The following is a 22623-nucleotide window of genomic DNA, read 5'->3' as shown; positions in this document are numbered from 1 at the left end:
CGGCTATGGCGCGGCGTCCTCCACGAGGACCCGCGCCATCGTGCGTTCGGCGAGGGCGGTGATGGTGACGAAGGGGTTCACCCCGATCGACCCGGGCACCAGCGAGCCGTCGGTGACGTACAGCTTCGGGTAGCCCTTCACCCGGCCGTAGTCGTCGGTGGCCCGGCCGAGCACACAGCCGCCCAGCGGGTGGTACGTGAAGTCGTCGGCGAAGGCCCGGTTTCCGCCGAACAGGTCGTACCGGTAGATGGTGGCGTTGGCCCGGTTGATCCGGTCGAACAGTTTCTTGGCCATGGCCGAGGAGACCGCGCTCTGCGCCGCGGTCCAACTGAGCGCCAGGGAGCCGCCGGTGAGGGAGAAGGACGCCCGTTCCTGGTTCTTGGTGATCGCCAGGTAGAGGCTGACCCAGTGTTCGAGCCCCATGGGCAGGGGCGCGATCTCGGCGAAGACGGGGTTGGCGGTGTTGGCCCAGTCGTCGATGCCCATGACCGGCACGGTCGACTGCTTCGCCCCGACCGTGTCCCACAGGTGGTTGGCCCGGCCGAGCATCACATTGCCGTTGGTGCCCCAGCCGGTGCCGACACTGGCGTCCAGGGCGGGCAGCGCGCCGGTCTCCCGGGCGCGCAGCAGCAGCTCGGTGGTGCCGACGCTGCCGCCGCCGAGGAAGAGGTAGGTACAGCCGTACTCCTTGGTCTCGACGACGTTCCCGGCGTTGTCGATCCGCTGGGTCTGGACGACGTACGTCCCGCCCTCCCCGAGCCGGATTCCGGTGACCTTCTCCAGGGTGTGGATGGTGACGTTGCCGGTGCCGACGGCGGCGGCGAGGTAGGTCTTGTCCAGGCTGCGCTTGCCGTGGTTGTTGCCGTAGAGCAGTTCGGCGGCGAGCGCGGACTTCGGGGCGGTGCCGGCCTCCTCGCGCTGCATGTGGCCGAAGTCGTAGACGTTCGGCACGAAGGTGGTCCGCAGGCCGGTCCGTTCGGCGTGCGTGCGGGAGACGCGGCTGAAGCGGTACCAGTCCGTGGCCTCGAACCAGGCCGGGTCGATGGGGTTGACGCCGAGCATGGAGCGGGCGCGGGGGTAGTACGTGGCGTACATCTCGTCCGCGTCGACGGTGGGGAACTGCTCGGCGAAGTACGACTTGAGCGGGGTGACGGCCATGCCGCCGTTGACCAGGGAGCCGCCGCCGACGCCGCGTCCGCAGTAGACGGACATGTGGGCGAAGCGTACGCGGTCCAGGACGCCGGGGTAGAGGCTGATGTCCTTGTTGACGACGTCCAGCCACAGGAAGGTGGCCAGCGGGGCCTCGGTGCGGGTGCGGAACCAGGTGGAGCGGTGGTCGGGGGCGGTGGTGGAGCAGAACACCTTGCCGTCGGGGCCCGCGGAGTTCCACAGGCGGCCCATCTCCAGCACGATCGTGCGGATGCCGGCCTGGCCGAGGCGGAGGGCCGCGACGGCGCCGCCGTATCCGGAACCGACCACGACGGCGGGGGCGTTGTCGAGGGCGGGCGGCTCGGCGGCGTGGGCCGAGGAGAGCCCTATGCGGGTGAGTCCGGAGGCGGCGGCCGTCTGGAGGGCGACCATGCCCAGGATTTGACGTCTTGTCAGCTGACGCTGCATCAGGTTTGATGTCATGTGCGCAGCATGGGCGGAATTTCGGGTTCCGCCTAGGTTGTCGGCGCGTATTGCAGCAGCGCCTTCAACTTGTTCTCACAGCAGCGCCTTCAACTTCTCCGCCAGCAGGTCCCAGCGCCACTTCTCCTCGACCCACTCCCGGCCCCGCTCCCCCATCCGGCGCCGCAGTTCGGGGTCGCCGAGGAGGGCGGTGATGCGGTCGGCGGCCTGGCTCGGGGAGCCGCCGCGGACCACCCAGCCGGTCTCGCCGTCGAGGACCGCGTCGGGGGCGCCGCCGGAGTCGCCCGCGACGACCGGCAGTCCGGTCGCCGAGGCCTCCAGGTACACGATGCCGAGCCCCTCCACGTCCAGGCCCCGGCGCCGAGTGCGGCACGGCATGGCGAACACGTCACCGGCGCCGTAGTGGGCGGGCAGTTCGGACCAGGGCACCGAGCCGGTGAAGCGGACCGAGCCGGCCACGCCGGTGTCCTCGGCCAGCTTGCGCAGATCCTGCTCGTACGGGCCGCCGCCGACGATCAGCAGCACCGCGTCCGGCTCCTTCGCGAGGATGCGGGGCATCGCGAGGATGAGCGTGTCCTGGCCCTTGCGCGGGACCAGCCGGGAGACGCACACCACCACGGGCCGGTCGGTCAGGCCCAGCCGGGCCCGGACCTCGGCGCCGCCGGAGCCGGGGTGGAAGGTCTTCTCGTCCACGCCCGGGGGGAGCTGGACCATCCGGGAGGCCGCCTCGGGCGAGAGCGCGCCCGCGATCCGCGAGCGGGTGTACTCGCCGAGGTAGGTGATCGTGTCCGTGGAGTCCCCGATCCGCCGCAGCAGTTGCCGCGAGGCGGGCAGCTGGGCCCAGCCGGCCTCGTGCCCGTGGGTGGTGGCGACCAGCCGCCGCGCCCCCGCCTTCCGCAGGGCCGGGGCCATCAGGCCGAGCGGGGCCGCCGCCCCGAACCACACGGACGTGCAGCCGTGCTCCCGCAGCAGCCCGACCGCACGCCGGGTCACCCGCGGGGTGGGCAGCAGCATCGTCGTGGAGTCGCGGACGACGGTGAAGGGCTGTTCCGCGTCGAAGGCCGCCGTCGCCTCGGCGCCCTCCCGGCCGCGCTTCCAGGTGGAGGCGTAGACGACCAGCCGCTCCGGGTCCAGCCGCAGCGCCATGTTGTGCAGGAAGGCCTGGATACCGCCGGGGCGGGGCGGGAAGTCGTTCGTCACGATGAGCGTCTTGTGCATCGCGGCCGACCCTATCGGAGGCGTCGTGCACAGCGCGTCACGCCCGCCCTGGTGGCCGACCCACAGCCGCGCGGGACATCATGGTGCCCTCGACGACGAGCACGAACGGCAGGGGACCAGGTGGAGACGACGGGCGCGCGGTGGTCCCTGGCCGGCCTCCTCGGCATCTGGGCCGCGACCAGGGTCGTGCTGCTGCTCCTCGTGTTCAAGGTGTGGGTCTTCCCCGGCCCGGACGTCACCTCCGACGTCGCCGTGATCTACCAGGGCTGGTCCGAGGTGCTGGGCACCGGATCGTTCCCGCAGGACGACGTCACCTGGCAGTACCCGCCCGCCGCCGCGCTCGCGATCCTCTCCCCCAAGCTGCTCTTCTACCTGGACTACGCCTCCGCCTTCTTCGTCCTGGCCTTCACCGCCGACCTGGCCGTCCTCGCCCTGCTCCTCTACACGGGCCCGCGCCCCGGCCGCAGCGTGCGCGGCGCCTGGGTCTGGGCGGTGGGCGTGCCCCTGCTCGGGCCGACCGTGTACGCCCGGTACGACGTGATGGTGACCGCGGTCGCGGTGGCAGCGCTGCTGGCGGGCGCCCGGCACCCGCGGGCGATGGGCGCGCTGACCGCGTTGGGGGCGCTGCTGAAGGTGTGGCCGGTGCTGCTGCTGGTGGCCGTCCGCGACCGCACCGCCTGGGCGTCGGCCGTGGTGACCGGGGCCGTGCTGGCGGCGCTGTTCGCGGCGGGGATGCCGGGGGCGTTCGCGTTCCTGACCTTCCAGCGGGACCGCGGCACCGAGGTGGAGTCGCTGGGCGCGCTCGTCTTCCATGTGGCCCGGCACCACGGCTGGGACGGGGAGGTGCTGCTGAACTACGGCTCGGTGGAATTCCTCGGCCCGCACGTGGACACGGTCAGCAACATCGCTCTGGTGCTGTCCGCCCTGGCCTTCGGCTGGCTGCTGCTGTGGCGGCTGCGGGCCCGGCGGTTCCGCTCGCACACCGTCGCGGACGCGGCGTTCGTGGCGGTGCTGCTGTTCACCACGACCAGCCGGGTGATCAGCCCGCAGTACCTGGTCTGGCTGGTCGGTCTGGCGGCCGTCTGCCTCTGTTTCCGGGGCAGCCGGATGGGCCCGCCGGTCGTCGTGCTGCTGGCGGCATGCCTGGTGACCATGCTGGAGTTCCCGCTCTGGTTCGCGCACGTGGTCGCCAGCGACGGCCTCGGCATCACGCTGCTCTCCGTCCGCAACGGCCTGCTGGTGCTCGCCACCGTCCTCGCCGCCCGCGTCCTGTGGCGCTCCACGGTGTCCGAGGACGCCGTCCGTCCGCTGCCCGCTCAGGCCACCCGGACGAGGGAGACCTCGCTGCCCTCCTGACGCCGGGCCCGCCACCCGAGCAGGGCACACTGGAGCGCCATGGCGAGCGCCAGCGCCAGACACACCCCCGGCAGCCCGAGCCCGGACAGCGCGTACGCGAGCGGCAGTTGGACCGCTGTCCCCAGTAGCGTCACGCGCAGCAGCAGCGGGGAGCCGCCACTGCCCTCGAAGACCCCGCCGAGGGCGATGAAGCAGCCCATGAGCAGCAGATAGGGGCCGATGCAGCGCAGGAAGAGCACGCCTTGGTCGGCGACGCGCGGTCCGGCGCCGAAGGCGGCCATGAGCCAGGGCGCGGCCACCGCCAGCAGCACGGACGCGGTCAGGGCCACCGCCCCGGCCACCAGGACGACCTGCCGTCCGATCGCCCGCCGCTCGTCGCGTCCGGCGCCGCGGGTGTGCGCGGTGTGGATGGCGGCGGCCTGGCGCAGCGCGTAGAAGGCCATGGTGGCGACGTAGAGGACCTTGTAGGCGATCGCGTACGCGGCCACCGCGGTCACCCCGAGCCGGGCCACGATCGCCACCAGGGCCAGTGCGCCGGTCTGCCGGACGGTGAAGTCGGCGGCCATGGGCAGTCCGGTGGCGAGGGTGCGGCGGGGCGAGAAGGGGGCGGGTGAGCGGGATGCCTCGCGCAGCAGTTTGTTGCGGCGCAGGGCGAGAAGGCCGACCGCGAGGGCGGCGGTGCGGCACAGGACCGTGGCGGCGGCGGCGCCCCGGACGCCGTAGTAGTGGATCGCGAAGGGGTCGGTGACCAGGATCAGGCCGTTGGCGAGGAGGGCGAGGCGCATCGGGGTGCGGGTGTCGCCGGTGCCCTTGAGGATGCCGTCGAGCAGGGTCTGGGCGAAGAAGACGGCGATGCCGGGCAGGGAGATCGCGAAGTAGGCGGTGGCGAGCGGCACCGCCGGGCCGTCGCCGCCCAGGACCAGCCGGGCCAGCGGTTCGCGCAGCAGCAGGCCGCCGCCGATGACCAGCGGGGTGACCAGGGCGTACAGCGCCCAGCCGCCGCGCACGGCCGCGCGCACGGCCGCCGGGTCCCGGGCGCCCCTGGCGTGCGCGACCAGCACGGTCGTACCGGAGCCGAAGACCAGGGCGACGCCGAGGAGCACGTTCTCGGTGTTGGTGGCGACGGCCACGGCGGCGACGGCGGGGCCGCCGAGCCGGGAGACCCAGACGGTGTTGATGATCCCGGCGGCGACGGAGGCCAGGAGCGAGAAGTAGACGGGGTGGGCGAGCGAGACGAGTGTCCGGCGGTGAGCGTCCATCAGCGAGTTCCCTCTTTCCGAGCTACCTCGAATCGAGGTAGCTCGGAAAGAGGTAGCATGGCGGGCACATCGCCCGCAAGGAGGTACCGGTGCTGGAGCTGTCGATCCTGGGCTTCCTAGCCGAGCAGCCGCTGCACGGCTACGAGCTGAAGGAGCGCATCAAGGCGCTCAGCGGGCATGTCCGGCCGGTCAGCGACGGCGCGCTGTACCCGGCGATCACCCGGCTCACCAAGGCGGGTCTGCTGGACCAGCGCACCGAGCCCGGCGCGTCCGCCGCCCCGCGCCGGATCCTGTCACTGACCGAACAGGGCCGCGCCGAGCTGCTGGAGCGGCTGCGGCACCCCAAGCCGGTGGAGATCAGCGACCAGGTCCGCTTCAACACCGTGCTGTCGTTCCTGCGGCACCTGCCGGACCCGCGCGAACAGGCCGCCGTCCTGCGCCGCCGCCTGGAGTTCCTCAACGCGCCGTCGAGCTTCTTCTACCGGGACGGCGAGCCGGTGCGGGCGGAGGAGGCCGGCGATCTGTTCCGGCAGGGGATGCTGCGGGTGGCGCGGGCGACGGGGGCGGCGGAGCGGGCGTGGCTGACCGAGGCGATCGAGCTGCTGGACCCACCCGACGGGACTCAGTCGAACTGACCGCGCAGGTACTCCCGCCACTGCGCGGTGAAGTCCTCCGGGCTCGTCCCGAGCACCTGTTCCATCGCCTGTTGGACCGCGCCGGAGCGGGTCTCGTGCGCGCCGACGGCCCGGTAGAACTCCCCCAGCTTCGCCTCGCCCCAGCGGTCGGCGATCATCCGGCATGCCATCCAGCCGCTCTCGTACGCCTGGGCGAGGCTCGCCGCGTCCCCGGTGAACGCGAAGTCCTCGTCGGTCGGCAGCCGCTGCGGGATCTCGTCCTCGGTCACCGCCCGCCACAGCTCGGGCGCGGCGTCGGAGGGCTCGCGGCCCGAGCCGAGGTAGCCGACCCAGTCGGCGTAGCCCTCGGAGAGCCACAGCGGGGTGGCGGGGCCGGTGTGGGCGCGGGTGGCGACATGGGTGGTCTCGTGGGTGAGCACGACCTGCTTGCCGCTCTGGCCGAGGACGCCGTACGCGACCGGGTTGAGGATGATCCGGTCCGCGGGCGCGTGCGCGCGGGTGCCGGTCTCGCCGGTGGTCACGGCGGCGATCCCCCGGTACGAGGAGGCGGGCGCCCCGAGCAGCCCGGCCATGCCCTCCAGTGACTTCGGTACGAGCACGACGGTGCCGCGCGGCCACGCGGTGCCCCAGGCCCGGTTCACCGCGGGCACCGCGCGGTCGGCCATCTCGGCGAAGGCCCGCAGCCGCTCGTCGGACTGCCCGACCCCGAGGACGGTGCTGTGCTCGCCCCGGACGACCTCGACCCGCCCCTGGTCCCACAGTTGCTCGGGCGCCTTGGCGGCGGGCCGCTCGGACTCCACGTACCACTCCCCGGCGGCGTCGAGCCCGAGCCGCACGGTACGGCGGACGACGACCGGCGCCCGGTCGTGCCCCTGGATCCGGTAACTCAGCTCGACATCGGCGGTGGCGCTGTCCCCCTCCCGCTCCACACCGGTCACCCGGTACACCCAGTCGGCGAACGGCACCGCCGCGAGCTCGTCGAACCCGGCCCGCGTCCCGGTCCGCCCGTAGGCCGCCGCGTCGTCCGCGACGATGGCCTCGGCCCGCCGGTCCAGCACCCGCTGCACGGAGTCCCGGGCCGCGTCGGCGACCTCGCGCCCCCCGCACGCCGAAACCAGCCCGAGCAGCACCCAGAGCACCACCACCCCGGACGCCCACCGCCGACCAGCCATGCGGAGATCGTACGGCGCGAATCGGACGGAGGTCAGACCGCGGGAGCGGGCCGGGACCGGCCCGGGCCGGTCAGACGCGGGTCACCGTCGCGCCCGGCATCATCCCCACCGGGTCGTAGCGGACCGGGGCGCCGGGGTAGGGGGCGTGGATGACCTGGCCGTTGCCGACGTACATGCCCACATGGCTCGCGTCGGAGCGGTAGGTGACCAGGTCGCCGGGGCGGGCCTGGGAGAGGGGGACCTGGCGGCCCGCGTGGCGCTGGGCCTGGGAGGTGCGGGGCAGGGAGACGCCCGCCTGGGCGTAGGACCACTGCATCAGGCCCGAGCAGTCGAAGCCGCTGGGGCCGTTGGCGCCCCAGACGTACGGCTTGCCGAGGGCGGAGCGGGCGGCGGCGATCGCGGCGGCGGCGCGGCCGGAGGCCGGGACGGCGCCCCCGAGGTCGGGCATGCGGCCGGAGCGGGAGGCCCGGTCGTAGGCGGCGCGCTCGTCCAGGGGCAGGGAGTTGAGCAGCCGGCGGGCCTTGGCCAGCTTGCTCTCCACCGTCCGCTTGTGCGCCGCCACGGCCTTGCGGCTCTTCTCCAGTTCCCCGAGCTTGCGCGTGGCTTCGGCGCGGTCCTGCGCCAGTTCGCGCATCGCGTCCTGAAGGTCCTTCAGCTCGCCCGCCTGGCGCGCCGTGATCCGGTCCAGGACGGAGGCCTTGTCGAGGTAGTCGTCCGGGTCGTCGGAGAAGAGGAGCGCGAGTGACGGATCGATGCCGCCGGAGCGGTACTGCGCCCCGGCCAGCGAACCCAGTGACTCCCGCATGGAGTTGATGCGCTCCTGCTGGCGGGCGATCCGGTCCCGCGCGGTGCTGACCTGCCTGCGCAGCGAGTCGGCGCGTTCATCGGCCTTGTTGTACGCCTCGGTGGCTTTCTCCGCCTCCTCGTAGAGGCGGTCCACCTCGGACCGGGTGTCGTCGTGCGGCGCCGCCGAGGCCGGCAGGACGCCCAGCGCGGCGGCCGCCGCTGAGATGACACAGAGCGCGGCGCTCGCGCCGCGGTCGAACCCGGACGGTACAAGGCGACGATGGGACCCCACAGGAAGCCGCACCCCTTCCGCTGGCGGACAAGGACCGTTCCCCGGCGAGGGGGAAACGCGGCAGACAGTAGCCCCGCGACAGGGCACCGACCAACGACCGCCGTGGCCACAAACGGTGACGCCCCGCCTATGACGCAGGTCATGGGCGGGGCGCGGGGTCAGTTCCGGTCGGTGCGATTCGCCCGAACGGGCGGCACCGTGTCCTGATCTTGGAAGGGTCAGATCCGGACGCCGAACTGGAACGGCATGTTGTTGATCGACTCGTAGCGCACGACCGCGCCGGTGCGCGGGGCGTGCAGCACCTGGCCGTTGCCCGCGTAGAAGCCGACGTGGTGCAGGTCGCCGTAGAAGATGACCAGGTCGCCGACCTTGAGGTCGGACTGGCTGTAGATCCGGGTACCGGCGTTGGCCTGCGCCTGCGAGGTGCGCGGGATGCCGACGCCGGCCTGGGCGAAGGCCCAGGAGGTCAGGCCCGAGCAGTCGAAGGAGGACGGGCCGGAGGCGCCGTACACGTAGGGCGAGCCGATCTTGCTCTGCGCGGCCTGGAAGGCGGCCATCGCCCGGCCGGAGCCCTGCGCGGAGTTGCCGAGGTCGACACGGTCGGCGGAGGACCGGGTGGCGCGCGCCTCCTCCTTGGCGAGGGCGGCCTTCTCCTCGGCGGTGAGGGAGTTCAGGAGCTTCTGCGCCTCGGCGAGCTTGTCCTGGACTTCCTTCTTCTTCTTGCCCAGTTCGGTCCGGGTGGAGGCCAGGTCCTTGAGCTTCTCGGTGGCCTCGGCGCGGTCCTGGGCGAGTTCGCGCTGCTTGTCCTGGATCTTCTTCAGCTGCTCGACCTGCTGGCTGCTCAACTGGTCGAGCGTGGAGGCCTTGTCGAGGTAGTCGTCCGGGTCCGCGGAGAGGAACAGCTGGACCGAGGAGTCGATGGAGCCGGTGCGGTACTGCGCGGCCGCCGCCAGGCCTATGGAGTCACGCATGTCGTTCAGGTCTTCCTGACCGCGCGCGACGTTGTCCTGGATGGTGGAGATCTCCTTCTGGAGCTTCTCCTGCTTCTCCTTGGCCCCGTTGTACTTCTCGGTGGCCTGCTCGGCCTCCTCGTAGAGCTTGTCGACCTTGGCCTTGACCTCGTCCTTGCTCGGCTTCTCGCTGGGCGCGGCGTTGGCCGCCTGAGAGCTGATGGCCACGGCGGCGGCAGCGGCGGTGGTCAGCACGGTCACACGTGCGCGGCTCGGCTGCTTGGGTCGACGGTGGGACGCCACGGAGGCGAACTCCTTCTTCTCAGTGATCTTCCGATCGAAGGTTCGAAGGCAGACCCTAGTGATACCGCTGTGATGAGTTCAAATCCCTGGGCGATTTATCCCGCCCTTAGCCCGGATTCTTTACCTTCAACCCACGTGCCGTGATAGCCACTTGACGCTGGGTTGCGTGACACACCCGCCAATTCGGGCATTACCGCTCTACGTTGACCTTCAGGACAGTCGCTTCAGAAGCACCGCAGAAGCCACCGGCCGGGCGCCCGCCTTGGCGATGCCGTCGGCCACCTCGCGATCGGTCGAGACGACGATGACCGGACGCCCCGGCGGCTCCGCCCGCACCAGCTGGCGGATCAGCTCGTCCGCCGTCACCCCGGGCTTGGAGAACAGCACCCGCACCCCGCGCGGCGGCGCCAGCAGCACCGGCGCGGCCAGCTCCGCCCCGTCGAAGACACAGGTCACCTCGGCGCCGGTCTGCGCGGCGAGCTGGGAGAGCTGGCCGAGGAGTCTGAGCCGCTGCTTCTCCAGCGGCATCTGGGGATAGCCGGTCTTGGTGACGTTGTAGCCGTCGACCACCAGATGCGCCTGGGGCAGGGCGAGCAACTGGTCGAGGATGGCCGGATCGTGCTCGGACAGCGCGCGGGCGGCGATGTCCTTCGGGGTCATACGTCCCGGTTCGACCGCGTCCACGGTCTCCGCCGGACGCACCGACACCGGTGGCAACGCCAGCTCCCGGCGCAGCCCTTGAGTGGCGTCCAGGAGGGTGTCCAGCAGCAGCCGTACCCGCATGTCCTCCACGCTGCGGCCCTCCCGCGCCGCTCTGCGGGTGGCCTCCAGAGCGGCCTCGGCCTCCCCGAGCCGGGACTTCAGCCGCCGGGTCTCGCTCTCGGCCGCCGACACCTGCCCCTGCGCCTCGGCGCGCACCGCCTCGATCTCGCCGTGCGCCTTGCGCAGCGCCGCCTCACCGCGCTTGACGTCGCTCTGGGCGGCGCGCAGTTTGCGGTGAAGCGATTCGGCTTCCTTCTTGGCCGCGTCCAGCTCGGTGCGCAGCCGTTCGGTCTCGGTGCGGACCTGCTCCCGCGCCTGGGCGAGTTCGGCGCGCAGCCGCTCCAGCTCGGCCCGGCTCTCCTCGTCGGCGCGCTCGGCGTCCGCCCGCTGGGCCTCCTCGCCGGCCGCGGTAACCAGCTTCACCCAGTCGGTGGGCCGCAGCACATAGGCCGCGGCCGCCACATCGAGCGGGTCCGCGGCCGGGGGCGGCGAGCCGGAGTCCAGGGCGCCGGCGAGTTCCGGCTGCGCCTCTCTGAGCTTCTCCCCGATCCGCTGGCGGAAGAGCGGATCGGTCTCCAGGGCGGCGGCCATCGCGTTCCCGGCGAACTTGGCGCGGCGGTTCGGGGCGAACCGGGCGTACTGCCGCAGCTGTGCGGGCAGTTCGCCGATCGTCAACTGGCCGAAACCGTCCGAGACGATCTGGACGACCCGCTTGCGCACGCCGTCGGGCAACGGACGGTCGAGCACCTCAGCGGCGCCGTCGCCCGGCCCCCCGCCTGCGGTCTCCACCATCCGTCGTCACCCCAATACCTGTGCGGGATCCCCCGGCTGAGGGGATCACCCGAACGGGGCCCGCTCCCGCTCAGGAGCCGGCGCCCGGCCTGTCCACGAGTTCCACCTGGTCCACGGCGTTGCACCAGCGGCAGCGCACCGACTCGATGGTCTCACTGACCACCTCGCGCTCCTCGACCTTGGGCTCACCGGCGAGGTCGAGGTGGACGTACTCGACGACCTTCGACGAGCGCGTCACATCGAAGCGGGTGAGGTTGCCGCAGAGCGTGCAGCGCCACCGCGTGGTGGCGGTCGGCAGGGGAACCGTCATCTCGACCGTTCTTTCCTTCCAGTGTCGGTGACCCACCGGCATCCCGGTGTGTATGGCTCGTAACCCTACGGCCTGTGCGCGACTCGCCGCTCGGCTGTCCACGGCGGCGAGGCACTCTGTCAGAGTTGCTCCCTTTACGTCATGCTCTGTGTTCATGATCAGCAAGTGGAGCAGCACGGCCAGAGGACTGCGGATGCCGTCCGCACCGGTCACCTACGCACTGATCGGGCTGTGCACACTGATCTTCCTGATGGGGCCCGCCTCGGGGCTGAACCCGGGGTACGGCACCGGGGAGGAGCTGATCGCGACCCAGCGGGCCTACTTCCGGCGCTGGGGGGTGGTCCCGGCGGTGCTGTTCGAGGGCGAGGCGCGGGCCGCGCTCACCCCGGCGACCGCGCTGTTCGTGCACGGCAGCTGGGTGCACCTGCTGGGCAACATGCTCTTCCTCTACGTCTTCGGCGTGATGACCGAGGAGCGCATGGGCCGCTTCCAGTACCTCCTCTTCTACCTGGGCTGCGGCTATCTCGCCCTGCTCGGCTACGCGGCCGCCAACGCCGACTCCGAACAGTCACTGGTCGGGGCGTCCGGGGCGATCTCGGCGGTGCTCGGCGCCTTCCTGGCGCTGTTCCCGCGGGCCCGGGTGACCAGTCTGCTGCCCTTCCTCCTCTTCCTGCCCCTGCGCTTCCCCGCGTGGGTCGTGCTGCCCTTCTGGGCGGCCCTGCAGTGGCTGGCGGCGGGACAGGCCACGAGCGGCCCCGGAGTGGCCTACCTGGCCCATCTCGTGGGCTTCGGCCTGGGGTGCGGCTTCGCCTGGGTGCGGTTCGGCCGTACGACTAGAGTGAGGCCGACGCCTGCGACGCCGGCCCCCCAGGGAGAGAAACAGCCGTGATCACTGCGATCGTCCTCATCAAGACCAGCGTGGACCGGATCCCCGAGATCGCGGAGCAGATCGCTTCGCTGGACAGCGTGAGCGAGGTCTTCTCCGTCACCGGCACCTACGACCTGATCGCCATGGTCCGGGTCAAGGAGCACGAGGACCTCGCCGAGGTCATCCCCGGCCGCATCAGCAAGATCCCCGGCGTCGAGGGCACGGACACCCACGTGGCCTTCAGGACGTACTCCCAGCACGACCTGGAGGCCGCGTTCTCGATCGGCCTGGACGGCTAGGGCGTACGGCGGGGGGCAGCCGCGCCGCCCCCCGCGCGCGGGTCGGTCAGACCGCCGGCACGCAACGCCCGTCCTCGGTGCGGTAGTTCCACTTGGCGCCGTCGCGGACCAGTTCGCGGGCCGCGGTGACGAAGCGGTCCACGTGTTCGTCGGGGGTGCCGGCGCCGAAGCTGACGCGGATGGCGTTGAGGGACTTCTCGCCGGGGGCCGCCTCGGGGGCGCCGCACTCGCCCAGGGTCTGCGGGTCGCTGCCGAGCAGGGTGCGCACCAGGGGGTGGGCGCAGAACAGGCCGTCGCGGACGCCGATGCCGTACTCGGCGGAGAGCGCGGCGGCGAAGTGGGAGCTGTTCCAGCCCTCGACGACGAAGGACAGCACACCCACGCGCGGGGCGTCGTCGCCGAAGAGGGAGAGGAAGCGGACCTCCGGCACGTCCGCGAGCCCCTGGCGGACCTTCTCGATCAGGTACCGCTCGCGGGCCACCAGGGTGTCGAACCCGGCCTCCGTGAGGGCCTTGCAGGCCGAGGCGATGGAGTAGGCGCCGATGACGTTCGGGGAGCCCGCCTCGTGCCGCGCGGCGCTCTCGTGCCACTCGACGTCCACTCCCCCGTCCGTACGCCGGGTCACCTTGCGGCTGGCACCGCCGCCCGCGAGGTACGGCCGGGCCTCGCGCAGCCAGTCGGCGCGGCCCGCGAGCACTCCGGAGCCGAAGGGCGCGTAGAGCTTGTGCCCGGAGAAGGCGACCCAGTCGACGTCGAGGTCCTGGACGGAGACCGGGTGATGCGGGGCGAGCTGGGCGGCGTCGAGGACGATCCGGGCGCCGTGCGCGTGCGCGGCGGCGGCCAGCTCCCGCACCGGCCACAGCTCGCCGGTGACGTTGGAGGCACCGGTGACGCAGACCAGGGCCGGTCCGTGGGGGTCGCGGTCGGCGAGGGCGCGCTCCAGGGTGGCCACGGCCTGCTCGGGGGCGCGCGGCGCGTCCAGGTAGGTGACCTCGGCGTCCTGCCAGGGCAGCAGCGAGGCGTGGTGCTCGGTCTCGAAGACGAAGACCTGGCAGCCGGCCGGCAGCACGGCGGCGAGCAGGTTCAGCGAGTCGGTGGTGGACCGGGTGAAGACCAGCTGGTCGTCGGCACGGCAGTCGAGGAACTCCGCGACGGTCTTCCGGGCGTTCTCGAACTGGTCGGTCGAGAGCTGCGAGAGGTACCCGGCGCCCCGGTGAACGCTGCCGTAGTACGGCGCGTAGGCGGCCACGTCGTCCCAGACGCGCTGCAGCGCGGGGGCGCTGGCGGCGTAGTCGAGCGCGGCGTAGGTGACCTCGCCGCCGGTGACGAGCGGGACGGTGACATCCCGCCCCAGAACGGGCAGCTGGGCACAAACGGACTGAGCGGAGGCAGCGGTGAGGACGGACATGGCGAAGCTCCCGTGAAAGGACGGCGCGCAGAGCGCAGCGCGCAGAGAAGGAAGGAAAGGGGGTACGCGGAGGCGGGGCTCGGCGGCCCTATCGCATTCGCTTGCTCACGGAAGACTCCCTCGAACGACCAGGACCCCTGGGTTTCGAGAGGGGTCCGCGCTTGCCGTAGACCTCGCTGCCTACGACCTGGTCTTCACCCGGGGCACCCCGCCACGGACGGAGGGTTGCCGGACAGTCGGCCGGGGCCTCATGACTGTCACTCATGACCTGGTACAGGAACCTAGGGCAAAAGATCGCCGTCCCGCAACCCGAGTCCGGATTGCGGGACGGCGGACGTCGAACGCCGAAGCGCCTACGCGTTGCTGGCGGCGACCCAGCGCTCCAGGGTCCGCTTGGCGGCCCCCGAGTCGATCGACTCCGCCGCCTTCGCCATACCGGCGCGGATCTGCTCGGTCAGCGGCTCCCCGGTGGGGTGCAGGGCCACCAGGGCGGCGGCCGAGTTGAGCAGGACGGCGTCCCGGACGGGACCCGTCTCGCCGTTCAGCAGGCGCCGGGCCACATCGGCGTTGTACGAGGCGTCCGCGCCGCGCAGCGCCTCCACCGGGACGAGGTCGATGCCGACCTCGCGCGGGTCGAAGGTCTCCTCGCTGACCTTGCCGTCGCGGACGACCCAGACCCGGGAGGTCGAGGTGGTGGTCAGCTCGTCGAGGCCGTCGTCGCCGCGGAACACCAGCGAGGAGTTGCCGCGTTCGGCGAACACGCCCGCCACGATCGGCGCCATCCGCGGATCGGCGACGCCGACCGCCTGCGCCCGCACCCGGGCCGGGTTGGTGAGCGGGCCGAGCACATTGAAGACGGTCCGGATGCCCAACTGCCCGCGCGCGGCGCCCGCGTGACGCATCGCCGGGTGGAACTTGGCCGCGAAGCAGAAGGTGATCCCGGCCTCCTCGGCCACCTCGGGCACCCGGGCCACCGGCAGTTCCAGATTGACCCCGAGCTTCTCCAGCACGTCCGAGGAGCCGGAGGCGGAGGAGGCCGCCCGGTTGCCGTGCTTGACGACCTTGGCGCCCGCGCCGGCCACCACGATCGCGGACATGGTGGAGATGTTGACGGTCTTGGCGCCGTCGCCGCCCGTGCCGACGATGTCGACGGTGTCGCCGGACACCTCGATGACGTTCGCGTGCTGGTACATCGTGCGGACGAAACCGGTGATCTCCTCCACCGTCTCGCCCTTGGCCCGCAGCGCCACCACGAACCCGGCGATCTGCGCGTCGGTCGCCTCGCCCCGCATGATCAGGTCCATCGCCCAGGCCGTGTCGTCGGCGCCGAGGTCCCGCCCCTCCAGCAGACCGTTCAGCAGCAGGGGCCAGGAGCGGCCCGCCGCGGTGTCGCCTCCAGCGGGGGTCACAGCGCTCATAAGGCCGCTCCTGAATGTCGTAGCAGAGTGTCCGCCCCGGTACACGGGGTTGTGCTCCCACCCTATCCAGCCGGGGGCACGGAGAAGGGCCCCCGTCCGAACACCGGACGGGGGCCCTTCTACCGCGCGTGGCGAGCGCAGCGATCAGTGGTGGCCGTGGCCGCTCGTGATCTCCTTGTACTCCTCGACGGTCGGCTTCGGAATCTGGGACTCCTCGCCGAAGTACGCCTTGCTGAGCTTGGCGCGCAGCTTCTCGGTGCCCTTCACCTTGCGCTCGACGCCGTTCTCGTCGACCGTCGGGCCGATCTCGACCGGCTTGTACTGCTCGTGCGCGGTGAGGGTGTGCAGCGCGTCCTGGCTGAGCGGCTCGTGCACCTCGATGAACTCACCGTGCGGCAGGCGCTTGATGATGCCGGACTCGCGTCCGTGCAGCACCTTCTCCTTGTCCCGGCGCTGCAGGCCGAGGCAGATCCGCTTGGTGACGATGAAGGCGAGGACCGGGCCGACGAAGAACGCGATCCGGACGAACCAGGTGATCGAGTTGATCGACAGGTGGAAGTGGGTGGCCCACAGGTCGTTTCCACCACCGATCAGCAGGATCATGTACCAGGTGATCCAGGCGACACCGAAGGCGGTGCGGGTCGGGGCGTTACGCGGGCGGTCCAGGATGTGGTGCTCGCGCTTGTCGCCGGTGACCCAGGACTCGATGAACGGGTAGACCGCGATCGCGACCAGGACCAGCGGGAAGATCATCAGCGGGATGAACACGCCCAGGACGAGCGTGTGGCCCCAGAAGTTGATCTCCCAGCCCGGCATGACACGGATCAGGCCCTCGGAGAAGCCCATGTACCAGTCGGGCTGGGCGCCGGTGGACACCTGGTCCGGGCGGTACGGGCCGAGCGCCCAGATCGGGTTGATCGTGGCGATCGCCGAGATGACCGCGATGACACCGAAGACCAGGAAGAAGAAGCCTCCGGCCTTGGCCATGTAGACCGGCAGCAGCGGCATGCCGACGACGTTCTTGTTCGTCTTGCCCGGACCCGCGAACTGCGTGTGCTTGTGGTAGACGACCAGGATCAGGTGGCCGACCACCAGACCGAGCATGATGCCCGGCAGCAGCAGGATGTGGACCGAGTAGAAGCGCGCCACGAAGTCGCCGCCCGGGAACTCCCCGCCGAACAGGAAGAACGCCAGGTAGGTGCCGACGATCGGCACGGACAGGACCGCGCCCTCCATGAAGCGGACACCGGTTCCGGAGAGCAGGTCGTCGGGGAGCGAGTAACCGGTGAAGCCGGTGAACATGCCGAGGACGAACAGCAGGAAGCCGAAGACCCAGTTGATCTCGCGCGGCTTGCGGAACGCGCCGGTGAAGAAGACGCGCATCATGTGCACGAACATGCCCGCGAGGAAGATCAGCGCGGCCCAGTGGTGGATCTGCCGGATGAGCAGACCGCCACGGACGTCGAAGGAGATGTGCAGCGTGGAGCTGAACGCCTCCGACATCAGCTGGCCCTGCAGCGGGACGTAGCTGCCGTGGTACTCCACCTCGTTCATCGACGGGTGGAAGAACAGCGTCAGGTACACACCCGTGAGGATGATGATGATGAAGCTGTAGAGGCAGACCTCGCCCAGCATGAACGACCAGTGGTCGGGGAAGATCTTGCGCATGTTGGCCTTGGCCAGGCCGTAGATGCCCAGCCGGCCGTCGGCCCAGTCGGCGACGCGCTCGCCGGCCGGTGCCTTCCCGCGTGCGCGGGACTCAGTGGTCTCTGTAGTGCTCATCCGCGCTCCCAGAAGGCAGGACCGACGGGCTCCTCGAAGTCGCCGAGCGCTTCGAGGTACCCCTCGTCGTTCACGCCGATGCGCAGCTGCGGCAGGGCGTGACCGGCGGGACCGAAGATCACTCGGGCACCGTCGGACAGGTCGAAGGTGGACTGGTGGCAGGGGCACAGGGCGTGGTGCGTCTGCTGCTCGTACAGGGAGATCGGGCAACCCACGTGGGTGCAGATCTTCGAGTACGCCACGATGCCCTCGTGCGACCACTCAAGCTCGCGCTTGTCCTTGATGTTGTCCGGCTGGATCCGGACGATCATCAGGGCGGCCTTGGCGATCTCCTTCTGGAAGTCGTGGTCGTGCTCCTCCAGGCCCTCCGGCTTGGCGAAGGTGAGGGAACCGACGACGACGTCCGAGGGACGCAGCGGCTCGTTGGTGTTCATGTTGACGAGCAGCTTGCCCTTGGACCACAGGGTGTGGCGGAGCTTGGTGCCGGGCAGCGGACCGAGGTCGCGCAGCAGGACGACACCGGAGAGCGGGAACAGGGCCAGCGCGCCGAACATCGTGTTGCGGATCAGCTTGCGACGGCCGAGCGCGGACTCCTTGGCGCCCTCCTTGAAGTCGGCCAGCACCTTGGCCTTGACCTCCGGGGCGGAGGCGACCGGGTGCCGCTCCTCGGCGACCTCGACGTCCGACATCAGCGTGCGGGCCCAGTGGACCGCGCCCGCGCCGATGCAGAACAGGGAGACGCCGAGCGTCATGCCGAGGGCGAAGTTCAGCGCGCTGATGTGACCCAGCGGCCAGATGTAGACCGACTGGTCGGCGTCGATCGCCACGTAGGAGGCGATGAAGCCGATGGTGGCCAGCATCGACACCGTGAACAGCAGGGCGACCGTGCGCTCGGACCGCTTGGCGGCCCGCTCGTCGATGTCCTGGATCCGGTGCTCGTGGGGCGGCAGACCGGGGTCCGCGAACGGGTCCTTGTCGTCCGCGACGCCTACCGCGCCGTGTGCGTCCTGCGCTGCGGGCAGGTTCTCTTCAGGAATGTCTTGGCTACTCATGACTTCTTGGCCTTTGCGGTCCGAGCGGCGACCCAGACGGCGACCGCGATCAGCGCGCCGAGTCCGAAGACCCAGGCGAACAGGCCCTCACTGACCGGACCGAGTCCGCCCAGCTCAAGACCACCGGGGCTCTCGGTGTCATCGCCGTTGACCGCGTCGAGGTAGGCGATGATGTCCTTCTTGTTCTGCTCCGACAGGATCGTGTCGGGGAAGGAGGGCATGTTCTGCGGGCCGGTCTGCATGGCCTCGTAGATGTGCTTCGGGTCGACACCCTCAAGGGACGGCGCGTACTTGCCGTGGGTCAGCGCGCCACCCTTGCCGGTGAAGTTGTGGCACTGCGCGCAGTTGGTGCGGAACAGGTCGCCACCCTTGGCGATGTCGGCACCCTCGGGGCCGTACTCCGCCTCGGTCGGAATGTTCGGACCGGCGCCCAGCGAGGCGATGTACGCCGCGAGCTGGTCGATCTCGGCCTGCGTGTAGACAACGTCCTTCCGCGGCACCTGGGCGCCCTGGGAGGTCGCCGCCGGCATACGGCCGGTGCCCACCTGGAAGTCCACGGCCGCGGCGCCGACGCCCACCAGGCTCGGGCCGTCGGAGGTGCCCTGACCGCCGGTTCCGTGGCAGCTGGCGCAGCCGACGGCGTAGAGCTTCTTACCCTCGTCGATGGCGAGAGACTGGGCGGTTTCATCGGCCTGCGCCTTGCCCGTGGGCGCGACAAAGGCGTACAGCCCCCCAGTGGCCGCCAGCGCGAGGAGTAGGACGACGACCGCCGCCAGCGGATGGCGTCGTCGTGCGGAGAGCTTTTTCACGGATTACCCCGGTGTCAGGATCTTCTGCGTCGATGCTTCTGGGATGTGCTGCTCGCGTGCCTGCTCGCAGCGCTCGGGACGGGCCCGGCTACTTGATCATGTAGATCGTGGCGAAGAGGCCGATCCAGACGACATCGACGAAGTGCCAGTAGTAGGACACGACGATGGCGGCGGTCGCCTGCTCATGAGTGAACCTCTTGGCCGCGTACGTACGGCCGAGGACCAGCAGGAAGGCGATGAGGCCACCCGTCACGTGCAGGCCGTGGAAGCCGGTGGTCAGGTAGAAGACCGAGCCGTACGGATCCGAGGAGAGCGAGAGGCCCTCGTGCTTCACCAGCTCGGTGTACTCGTAGACCTGGCCACCGATGAAGATCGCACCCATGACGAAGGTGACGATGAACCACATCCGGAGCTTCTTCACGTCACCGCGCTCGGCGGCGAACACGCCGAGCTGGCAGGTGAGGGAGGAGAGCACCAGGATCGTGGTGTTGGTCGCCGAGAAGGGGAAGTTCAGGAAGTCTGCCTTCTCCTTCCAGAACTCGGCTCCGGTCACCGATCGAAGGGTGAAGTACATCGCGAAGAGGGCCGCGAAGAACATCAGCTCGGAACTCAGCCAGATGATGGTTCCGACGCTGGTGAGGTTCGGCCGATTGACCGACGGGTGCGCGTGCCCGGTTTCTACTGTCGTTGCTGTCGCCACGACCGACATTATGTCGGTCGCTTATCCCGCCCTCACTCCGGGGGGTGCCGTTCGGAGTGTCTCCCTGCTCCATACCGGTGTTGACGTGGTGTTCAAGGGAGTAGCATCCGCCTCAACGGGCTTGTCCTTACGACGCTGACGTCACGGAGGAACCATGCGGCCGACCGCCACGGTGCTGGTCTACAGCGACGACTCCAACACCCGCGAGCAGGTGCGGCTGGCCACCGGCAGGCGGCCCGCTCCCGATGTCCCGCTGGTCGAGTTCGTGGAGTGCGCGACCCCGGCCGCCGTGCTGAAGGAGCTGGACAAGGGCGGTATCGACGTCTGCGTCCTGGACGGCGAGGCCGTGCCCATGGGGGGCATGGGGATGTGCCGTCAGATCAAGGACGAGGTGTTCAACTGCCCGCCGGTGCTGCTGCTCATCGGGCGCCCGCAGGACGCCTGGCTGGCCACCTGGAGCCGCGCGGAGGCGGCGGTGACGCACCCGGTGGACCCGGTGGAGTTCGCCTCCGCCCTGGCCTCCCTGCTGCGCACCCAGCGGCTGCAGAGCGCCTAGTACGGGCGGCCGGGGGTGCTCAGACCGCCGCCGGCCGCAGTCTGGCCACCTGCTCCGGCTTCGGGGTCTCGGGCGTACCGCCCACCAGGGCGCTGCCCTTGCGCCACTTCCGCCAGTCGATGTTCCAGTCCCCGAAGCCGTTGCCGAAGGGTTCCATGGTGTCGCCGTAGGAGTTGACCACCTTGACCAGGTCGCCCTCGCGCACGTTCTTGAAGAACCAGGCCGCGTTGTCGGTGCTCATACCGGTGCAGCCGTGGCTGACGTTGGCGGCGCCCTGGGAGCCGACCGACCACGGGGCGGCGTGCACGTACTCGCCGCTCCAGGTGACCCGGGTCGCGTAGTAGACCGGCAGGTCGTACGACTCCGCCGAGCCCTCCGCGATGCCGATGCTGGTACCGCGCATCCGTACGAAGTACTCCTTGGCCAGCACCACCTTGACGCCGTTGCGGGTCTCGAAGCCCGGCTTGCCGGTGGTGACCGGGATGGAGTTGATCTCCTCGCCGTTGCGGTAGACCGTCATCCAGTGCGTGGCGGCGTCCGTGACGGCGACGACCTTGTCCCCGGTGGTGAGGCGCAGCGGCCTGGCCTTGCCGCCCCGGAGCCGGTCGCTGATCCTGACGCCGGCCAGCTCGCTGCGTACCCGGATGGTGGCGTGGGTCGGCCAGTACTCCTTGGGCCGGTAGTGCAGCTTCTTGTCGTCCACCCAGTGCCAGGCGCCCTCGACGGCGGGTACCGACTCGACCCTCAGGCCGCGTTCCACGGCGGCGCGCTGGGCCGGGTCCTTGACCGGCTTGCTCAGTTCGGCGGTTATCGGCTGGCCCACGCCGTACGTGCCCGACTTGGGGCCGAAGGTGATGTTCAGCCGCTTCTTGGTGAGCGGCTTGCCGGTGTCGAAGGTGATCAGGCGGCGGCCGGGGGCGCCGTCCTCGTCCTCGGTGGACACCCGGACCGTGTAACGGGCGTCGGCGGCCAGCGGGGAGGTGCTGTGCCACCGGCGGCCGTCGGCGGAGAGTTCGCCGCTGACGTGGCGCCCTGTGGCGTCCTTGGCGGTGACGTCCGTGATGCGTCCGTCCTCGGCGGTGACCTCCAGGGGCTTGTCCGGGTCGGCCTTCTTCCCGTCCCCGGTGGGGGCGTTGAAGGCGATCTGGTCCGCCGCGTCGTAGGGCGCGGCGGACAGCGGGTTGCCGTCACCGCCGCACGCCGTGCCGCTCGCGCCGAGCGCGATCACCAGCAGCGTGCATCCGACGACGGTGCGGGTGCGCGGATGTGTGTTCATGGAGTTGACGCTAGGGAGCCGCGTCAAGGGCGGCGCGCCGGGCAATCCGTACGAGTGACCAAACGCGCGGCAAAAGGGGGAGCCCGGACCCTCCTGTCGGAGTGTCCGGGCTCCAGAGCGCTCGGCGCGTGTTACTGGGTGCGGTTCTCACCGCGGTAGTACTCGAAGACCCAGCCCCAGATACCGACCAGGATGATCGGGGCCGAGAAGTACATCAGCCACCAGCCGATGGCGACCGAGAGGAAGGCGAGCGCGCCGCCCAGGGCGAGGGCGAGCGGCTGCCAGCTGTGCGGGCTGAAGAACCCGACCTCGCCGGCGTCGTCCGCCACATCGGCGTTCTTGTTGTCCTGGGCGCCCACGTCGACCCGCCGGGCGGTGAAGCCCAGGTAGAAGCCGACCATGATGCACAGGCCGAAGGCCAGGAAGAGGGCCGTCGTACCGGCTGGCTCCTTCGACCACACGCCATAGACGATCGCCATGGCGAGGACGAAGACGCTCAGCCAGATGAACATCCTGCCTTGGATCTTCACTTGCCGGCCTCCTTGCCGCCAGCCAGGGCCTTGTCACCGTGAGGGGCGTTCTCAAGCTGGTCGAGAGCGGCGATCTCAGGGTGGTGCAGGTCGAACGCCGGGGATTCGCTGCGGATCCGCGGCAGGGTGAGGAAGTTGTGCCGCGGGGGCGGGCACGAGGTGGCCCACTCCAGCGAACGGCCGTAGCCCCACGGGTCGTCGACCTCGATCTTCTTGCCGTACTTGGCGGTCTTCCAGACGTTGTAGAAGAACGGCAGGAGCGACAGGCCGAGGACGAAGGAGCTGATCGTCGAGATCGTGTTCAGGGCGGTGAAGCCGTCGGCCGCGAGGTAGTCCGCGTACCGGCGCGGCATGCCCTCGGCGCCCAGCCAGTGCTGGACGAGGAAGGTGCCGTGGAAGCCGAAGAACAGCGTCCAGAAGGTGATCTTGCCGAGCCGCTCGTCGAGCATCTTGCCGGT

Annotated in this window: 22 protein-coding genes and 1 riboswitch; of the genes, 5 read left to right on the top strand and 17 right to left on the bottom strand. The window is 70.6% G+C overall.

What is annotated here, in order from left to right:
- Nucleotides 1-3 precede the first annotated feature (3 nt).
- Together ACZ7L7_RS11175 and ACZ7L7_RS11170 are read right to left on the bottom strand one after the other, a co-directional pair.
- Entirely contained in the window at nt 4-1617 is a 1614-nt protein-coding gene (locus ACZ7L7_RS11175; protein WP_453604575.1) for a GMC oxidoreductase, read from the bottom strand.
- 90 nt (nt 1618-1707) lie between these two features.
- On the bottom strand, nt 1708-2850 hold the full coding sequence (locus ACZ7L7_RS11170; RefSeq protein WP_471428168.1) for a glycosyltransferase family 4 protein: 1143 nt from the start codon (nt 2848-2850) through the stop codon (nt 1708-1710).
- Between the two features lie 120 nt (nt 2851-2970).
- Between ACZ7L7_RS11170 and ACZ7L7_RS11165 the strand changes: the two genes are divergently transcribed.
- A complete protein-coding gene (locus ACZ7L7_RS11165) occupies nt 2971-4206 on the top strand; it encodes a glycosyltransferase 87 family protein (protein WP_453604556.1) in 1236 nt (411 codons plus the stop codon).
- Here ACZ7L7_RS11165 and ACZ7L7_RS11160 read toward each other — a convergent pair.
- Nucleotides 4167-5465, bottom strand: coding sequence for an MATE family efflux transporter (locus ACZ7L7_RS11160; protein ID WP_285513080.1), 1299 nt, complete (start codon nt 5463-5465; stop codon nt 4167-4169). The genes ACZ7L7_RS11165 and ACZ7L7_RS11160 overlap by 40 nt on opposite strands.
- Before the next feature lie 89 nt (nt 5466-5554).
- On the opposite strand from ACZ7L7_RS11160, the gene ACZ7L7_RS11155 reads away from it, so the two are divergent.
- Nucleotides 5555-6100, top strand: coding sequence for a PadR family transcriptional regulator (locus ACZ7L7_RS11155; protein WP_285513079.1), 546 nt, complete (start codon nt 5555-5557; stop codon nt 6098-6100).
- On the opposite strand, the gene ACZ7L7_RS11150 is transcribed toward ACZ7L7_RS11155, so the two are convergent.
- From ACZ7L7_RS11150 to ACZ7L7_RS11130, 5 genes are all read right to left on the bottom strand, one after another.
- Nucleotides 6088-7272 (bottom strand): hypothetical protein, encoded by a 1185-nt coding sequence (locus ACZ7L7_RS11150; RefSeq protein WP_285513078.1) that lies wholly within the window; start codon nt 7270-7272, stop codon nt 6088-6090. The two genes, ACZ7L7_RS11155 and ACZ7L7_RS11150, sit on opposite strands and share 13 nt — an antisense overlap.
- Nucleotides 7273-7342: 70 nt before the next feature.
- Nucleotides 7343-8350, bottom strand: coding sequence for a C40 family peptidase (locus tag ACZ7L7_RS11145; protein WP_285513077.1), 1008 nt, complete (start codon nt 8348-8350; stop codon nt 7343-7345).
- A gap of 218 nt (nt 8351-8568) precedes the next feature.
- Nucleotides 8569-9603 carry an NlpC/P60 family protein gene (locus tag ACZ7L7_RS11140; RefSeq protein ID WP_285513076.1) on the bottom strand — a complete coding sequence of 345 codons (1035 nt, stop codon included), beginning with the start codon at nt 9601-9603 and terminating at the stop codon, nt 8569-8571.
- Nucleotides 9604-9813: 210 nt separating this feature from the next.
- Nucleotides 9814-11157 carry an NYN domain-containing protein gene (locus ACZ7L7_RS11135; RefSeq protein WP_453604561.1) on the bottom strand — a complete coding sequence of 448 codons (1344 nt, stop codon included), beginning with the start codon at nt 11155-11157 and terminating at the stop codon, nt 9814-9816.
- A gap of 70 nt (nt 11158-11227) precedes the next feature.
- On the bottom strand, nt 11228-11467 hold the full coding sequence (locus ACZ7L7_RS11130; protein WP_055541554.1) for a hypothetical protein: 240 nt from the start codon (nt 11465-11467) through the stop codon (nt 11228-11230).
- Between the two features lie 154 nt (nt 11468-11621).
- Here ACZ7L7_RS11130 and ACZ7L7_RS11125 point away from each other — a divergent pair, with 154 nt between their 5' ends.
- A complete protein-coding gene (locus ACZ7L7_RS11125; protein WP_285513074.1) occupies nt 11622-12356 on the top strand; it encodes a rhomboid family intramembrane serine protease in 735 nt (244 codons plus the stop codon).
- Nucleotides 12353-12634 carry an Lrp/AsnC family transcriptional regulator gene (locus ACZ7L7_RS11120; RefSeq protein ID WP_015661006.1) on the top strand — a complete coding sequence of 94 codons (282 nt, stop codon included), beginning with the start codon at nt 12353-12355 and terminating at the stop codon, nt 12632-12634. Before ACZ7L7_RS11125 ends, ACZ7L7_RS11120 begins: the two co-directional genes overlap by 4 nt.
- A 46-nt stretch (nt 12635-12680) precedes the next feature.
- On the opposite strand, the gene ACZ7L7_RS11115 is transcribed toward ACZ7L7_RS11120, so the two are convergent.
- The 6 genes from ACZ7L7_RS11115 to ctaE form a co-directional block, all read right to left on the bottom strand.
- The gene (locus tag ACZ7L7_RS11115) at nt 12681-14042 is read right to left on the bottom strand and encodes an aminotransferase class V-fold PLP-dependent enzyme (RefSeq protein WP_472075624.1); all 1362 of its coding nucleotides are present in this window, start codon (nt 14040-14042) and stop codon (nt 12681-12683) included.
- Nucleotides 14043-14194: 152 nt separating this feature from the next.
- A riboswitch (SAM riboswitch) is annotated at nt 14195-14311 on the bottom strand.
- 84 nt (nt 14312-14395) lie between these two features.
- Nucleotides 14396-15460: an anthranilate phosphoribosyltransferase gene (gene trpD / locus ACZ7L7_RS11110; RefSeq protein ID WP_471592290.1), complete on the bottom strand. Its 1065-nt coding sequence runs from the start codon at nt 15458-15460 to the stop codon at nt 14396-14398.
- Nucleotides 15461-15604: 144 nt separating this feature from the next.
- A complete protein-coding gene (qcrB, locus tag ACZ7L7_RS11105) occupies nt 15605-17242 on the bottom strand; it encodes a cytochrome bc1 complex cytochrome b subunit (RefSeq protein WP_285513071.1) in 1638 nt (545 codons plus the stop codon).
- Nucleotides 17239-18294 carry a cytochrome bc1 complex Rieske iron-sulfur subunit gene (gene qcrA / locus ACZ7L7_RS11100; protein WP_093718583.1) on the bottom strand — a complete coding sequence of 352 codons (1056 nt, stop codon included), beginning with the start codon at nt 18292-18294 and terminating at the stop codon, nt 17239-17241. Before qcrA ends, qcrB begins: the two co-directional genes overlap by 4 nt.
- Nucleotides 18291-19103, bottom strand: coding sequence for a cytochrome bc1 complex diheme cytochrome c subunit (qcrC, locus tag ACZ7L7_RS11095; RefSeq protein ID WP_093718584.1), 813 nt, complete (start codon nt 19101-19103; stop codon nt 18291-18293). Before qcrC ends, qcrA begins: the two co-directional genes overlap by 4 nt.
- An 88-nt stretch (nt 19104-19191) precedes the next feature.
- Nucleotides 19192-19812, bottom strand: a complete 621-nt coding sequence (gene ctaE / locus ACZ7L7_RS11090; RefSeq protein ID WP_093718585.1) for an aa3-type cytochrome oxidase subunit III — start codon at nt 19810-19812, stop codon at nt 19192-19194.
- Nucleotides 19813-19957: 145 nt separating this feature from the next.
- Here ctaE and ACZ7L7_RS11085 point away from each other — a divergent pair, with 145 nt between their 5' ends.
- Complete coding sequence (locus ACZ7L7_RS11085) at nt 19958-20359, top strand: response regulator (RefSeq protein ID WP_093718586.1); 402 nt, start codon at nt 19958-19960, stop codon at nt 20357-20359.
- A 19-nt stretch (nt 20360-20378) separates the two neighbouring features.
- On the opposite strand, the gene ACZ7L7_RS11080 is transcribed toward ACZ7L7_RS11085, so the two are convergent.
- From ACZ7L7_RS11080 to ACZ7L7_RS11070, 3 genes are all read right to left on the bottom strand, one after another.
- A complete protein-coding gene (locus ACZ7L7_RS11080; protein ID WP_471428159.1) occupies nt 20379-21635 on the bottom strand; it encodes a L,D-transpeptidase in 1257 nt (418 codons plus the stop codon).
- Between the two features lie 131 nt (nt 21636-21766).
- A complete protein-coding gene (locus ACZ7L7_RS11075; RefSeq protein WP_285513066.1) occupies nt 21767-22165 on the bottom strand; it encodes a cytochrome c oxidase subunit 4 in 399 nt (132 codons plus the stop codon).
- The coding region (locus ACZ7L7_RS11070; RefSeq protein WP_471428157.1) for a cbb3-type cytochrome c oxidase subunit I at nt 22162-22623 on the bottom strand (462 nt) is incomplete at its 5' end. The genes ACZ7L7_RS11070 and ACZ7L7_RS11075, both read right to left, overlap by 4 nt.

It is taken from the genome of Streptomyces sp. NPDC110618 (assembly GCF_055657065.1).
This window is presented reverse-complemented; position numbering and strand designations above follow the sequence as displayed.